Origin of the sequence: Propionivibrio sp., from assembly GCF_029255185.1 — a bacterium.
Taxonomy (GTDB): domain Bacteria; phylum Pseudomonadota; class Gammaproteobacteria; order Burkholderiales; family Rhodocyclaceae; genus Propionivibrio.
Window position 1 is genome coordinate 1 of record NZ_JAPUVO010000042.1, and the last position, 3,378, is coordinate 3,378.

Below are 3,378 nucleotides of genomic sequence, written 5' to 3' on the forward strand. Positions count from 1 at the left end.
CCACCGGACGAGCGCAGCGGCATGTACCTGACTCGATTCCAACGCTGCGATTCCTCATCGCGCAAGCCATCGCCCGCAAACTTCAGCGCTGTCCGTGCTGTGGAGCAGGCAATCATGCCATGTGACACAGTAAGACTAGCATGAACGACGAGCAGTTGCTGCGCTACAGCCGGCACATCCTGCTCGACGAAATCGGTATCGAGGGCCAGACGAAGATCGTTGATGCCCATGCGCTGGTCATCGGCGCCGGCGGGCTGGGTTCCCCCGCCGCCCTCTATCTGGCCTCCGCCGGAATTGGCCGCCTCACGCTGGCCGACGGCGACACCGTGGACCTGACCAATCTGCAACGCCAGATTTTGCACACGCAGGAACGAATCGGCCAGTTGAAGGCCGTCTCCGGACAAATCGCGTTGGCACAGATCAATCCGCAAGTAACCGTCATCCCGGTCAGCCAGCGACTCGCCGGCGAACAACTGGAAGCATTGATTGCCGACGCCGATATCGTACTTGACTGCTGCGACAACTTCACCACCCGGCACGCCGTCAATCGCGCCTGTGTCAGGCAACAAACGCCACTGGTATCAGGCGCGGCCATCCGCTTTAGTGGACAACTCTCGGTCTTCGACGCACGACGCGAGCACTCACCCTGTTACCACTGCCTGTTTCCCGAAGCTGAAGACGTCGAGGAAGCCCGCTGCGCGGTGATGGGTATCTTTGCCCCGCTCACCGGCATCATCGGCGCCATGCAGGCGGCCGAAGCGCTGAAAGTTATCAGTAACGCGGGGGTGCCGGCGATTGGTCGCCTGCTGCTACTTGACGGATTAACGATGGAATGGCGCAGCGTGAAGTTCGGCAAGGATCCGAAGTGCGCTGTCTGCGGTTAGCCTATTTGCGACGAAACACCAGATCCCACACCCCGTGCCCCAGGCGCAAGCCACGCTGCTCGAACTTGGTGAGCGGGCGATAGTCGGGGCGCGGGGCAAAGCCGGCGGCGGTATTTTCCAGCAAAGGTTCGGCTGACAGCACATCGAGCATCTGCTGGGCATATTCCTCCCAGTCGGTGGCGCAATGGATGTAGCCGCCGGGTGTAAGCCGGCTGGCGAGCAGCGCGACGAGCGGCGGCTGAATCAGGCGCCGCTTGTGATGACGAGCCTTCGGCCACGGATCAGGAAAAAAGATATGTGCGCCGGACAGTGCTTCGGGCTGGATCATGTCGCGCAAGACCTCCACTGCGTCGTGCTGGACGATACGCAGATTGACCAGCCCCCCTTCGGCGACCAGTTTGCACAAGCTCCCGACCCCTGGCGTATGCACTTCGATACCTAGGTAATCCTTGTCCGGGTTGGCCGCGGCAATCGCCGCCGAGGTCTCACCCATGCCGAAACCAATTTCAATAATTTTTGGCGCCAACTCTGCGCTGCGACCAAACACCGTGGCCAGATCATGTGGCGCAGCCACGTAGGGCACGCCAATTTCGTCCATCATTCCTGCGTGGTAACGCAACTGCGCGTTCGAGACGCGACCTTGACGCAGGACGAAACTGCGGATGTGACCGTGTGGGTTGGCAAACTCATCCGCTGGGCGGACGTCTTCCGGGTGCTCGCTCACGCTCACGAACCGATCAGCCCGGTGCTTGGCGACGAGGGGTCGGCCGCGTAGTACTTGCGCGGCATGCGCCCGGCAAGGAAAGCCTCGCGCCCGGCCTCGACAGCTTTCTTCATGGCGCTGGCCATCAGTACCGAATCCCTGGCGTGGGCGATGGCGGTATTCATCAGCACACCATCGCAGCCAAGTTCCATGGCGATCGTCGCGTCCGACGCGGTGCCGACGCCGGCATCGACCAGTACCGGCACCGTCAGATTGTCGATAATCAGGCGCAGATTCCACGGATTGACAATACCCATTCCGGAGCCGATCAGTGAGGCCAACGGCATGACGGCAACGCAGCCAATGTCTTCGAGCATTCTGGCCTGGATCGGGTCATCAGCGCAGTACACCATCACGTCAAAACCGTCCTTGACCAGTGTTGCCGCCGCTTTCAGCGTTTCCGGCATGTTTGGGAAAAGATTGGTCGGATCGCCGAGCACTTCGAGCTTGCACAACGCATGACCGTCGAGAAGTTCACGTCCCAGGCGCAAGGTGCGCACCGCATCGTCGGCGGTATAGCAACCAGCAGTATTCGGCAGAATAGTGAATTCGGAGGTTGGCAGAGCGTCGAGTAAATTGGGTTCGTCAGAATTCTGGCCGATATTCACGCGTCGTATTGCCACCGTGACAATCTGCGCACCCGAGGCGTCAATCGCTGCGCGTGTTTCGGCAAAATCCTTGTACTTGCCAGTACCGACCAGAAGGCGTGAGCGATAGGTCTTGCCGGCAATGGTCAGACTGTGTACGGACGTGTTCATGTGGCTTTCCTCAGAAGGCGTGCAAGGTAAACTATCGGGAATGACTGAATCAGCCGCCGCCAACGGCGACGACAATTTCAATGCGGTCGCCAGCAACCAGCGAAACGTCGGCATGACGCCCGCGCGGGACGATTTCTCCGTTGCACTCGACCGCGATGCGCTTGCCGGTATAGCCGAGCACCTCGACCAATGCAGTTACAGTCAGCACTGCGGGGAATTGGCGGAGTTCGCCATTGATTGTGATTTCCATGGAGAGGGATTTTCCCTGGTTATTCGTTCGAGTAACTTGAGTTGTTGGCCGGCGCGCTCAGGCTGACCATCGGAGCGGCGACGTTGCACCCGCTGCCGTTCATCGCCCCAGCCCTCATTGCAACACCACCAGCGGTATGTCCTCAAGCCACAGATATTCGGTCTGAATAACGCCGGTGGCGTCGCTCTCGGCGACCAAGTGACCGGCCAAGTCGTAGAGGTAGAGGGTGTCGCTGGGAGTAGCGCCGATGGTTGTCTTGCGTACCCGCTGGCCGAGGGCATTGATCCGGTAGGTAGTGTTGCCAGCGGCCGTGGTGGCGCCGCTCAGTCGGCCGCGCGGGTCGTAGACCCATTGGTTCTGGCCGTCGCTGGTGATGCTGCCGTTGGCGTCGTGCGTGTAGGTCGTCGGCGGGGTGCCCGATACGCTTTGCAGCCGGTTGCTGGTGCTCTCGGTGACGTAGCTGCGGGTGCTGGCGCCGATCGTCTGGGTGCGGCGGTTGCCGGTGGCGTCATAGCTGTAGCCGTAGTTGGTGGCCGGCAGTTGGGCGCTGGTCAGGCGGTCGAGGCTGTCGTAGCCGTAGAGGCCGCGGTGGGTGGGCTCGCTGGTATCGGTCTGGGCGGTGATGCGGCTGGCGGCGTCGTAGTCGATCCGCCAGGGGGTGCTGCCCAGGGTGTAGTTGCTCGGGCGGCCGTCTTGGTCCTGGTCACGGGTGTGGGTCTGCCC

4 protein-coding genes and 1 pseudogene are annotated in these 3,378 nt (G+C 61.3%); 1 reads left to right on the forward strand and 4 read right to left on the reverse strand.

Annotated elements, in window-relative coordinates; translation table 11 throughout:
• Positions 1 to 140 precede the first annotated feature (140 nt).
• A complete protein-coding gene (gene moeB, locus Q1J43_RS00850) occupies positions 141 to 884 on the forward strand; it encodes a molybdopterin-synthase adenylyltransferase MoeB (RefSeq protein ID WP_301100396.1) in 744 nt (247 codons plus the stop codon).
• Between the two features lies 1 nt (position 885).
• Here moeB and trmB read toward each other — a convergent pair whose 3' ends face one another.
• The 4 genes and pseudogenes from trmB to Q1J43_RS00870 form a co-directional block, all read right to left on the reverse strand.
• On the reverse strand, positions 886 to 1,608 hold the full coding sequence (trmB, locus tag Q1J43_RS00855; protein WP_301100397.1) for a tRNA (guanosine(46)-N7)-methyltransferase TrmB: 723 nt from the start codon (positions 1,606 to 1,608) through the stop codon (positions 886 to 888).
• A 2-nt stretch (positions 1,609 to 1,610) separates the two neighbouring features.
• A complete protein-coding gene (locus tag Q1J43_RS00860; RefSeq protein WP_301100398.1) occupies positions 1,611 to 2,405 on the reverse strand; it encodes a thiazole synthase in 795 nt (264 codons plus the stop codon).
• 49 nt (positions 2,406 to 2,454) lie between these two features.
• Positions 2,455 to 2,655 carry a sulfur carrier protein ThiS gene (gene thiS, locus Q1J43_RS00865; protein WP_301100399.1) on the reverse strand — a complete coding sequence of 67 codons (201 nt, stop codon included), beginning with the start codon at positions 2,653 to 2,655 and terminating at the stop codon, positions 2,455 to 2,457.
• A gap of 114 nt (positions 2,656 to 2,769) precedes the next feature.
• Positions 2,770 to 3,378: pseudogene (locus Q1J43_RS00870) on the reverse strand (hypothetical protein); the annotation flags it as partial.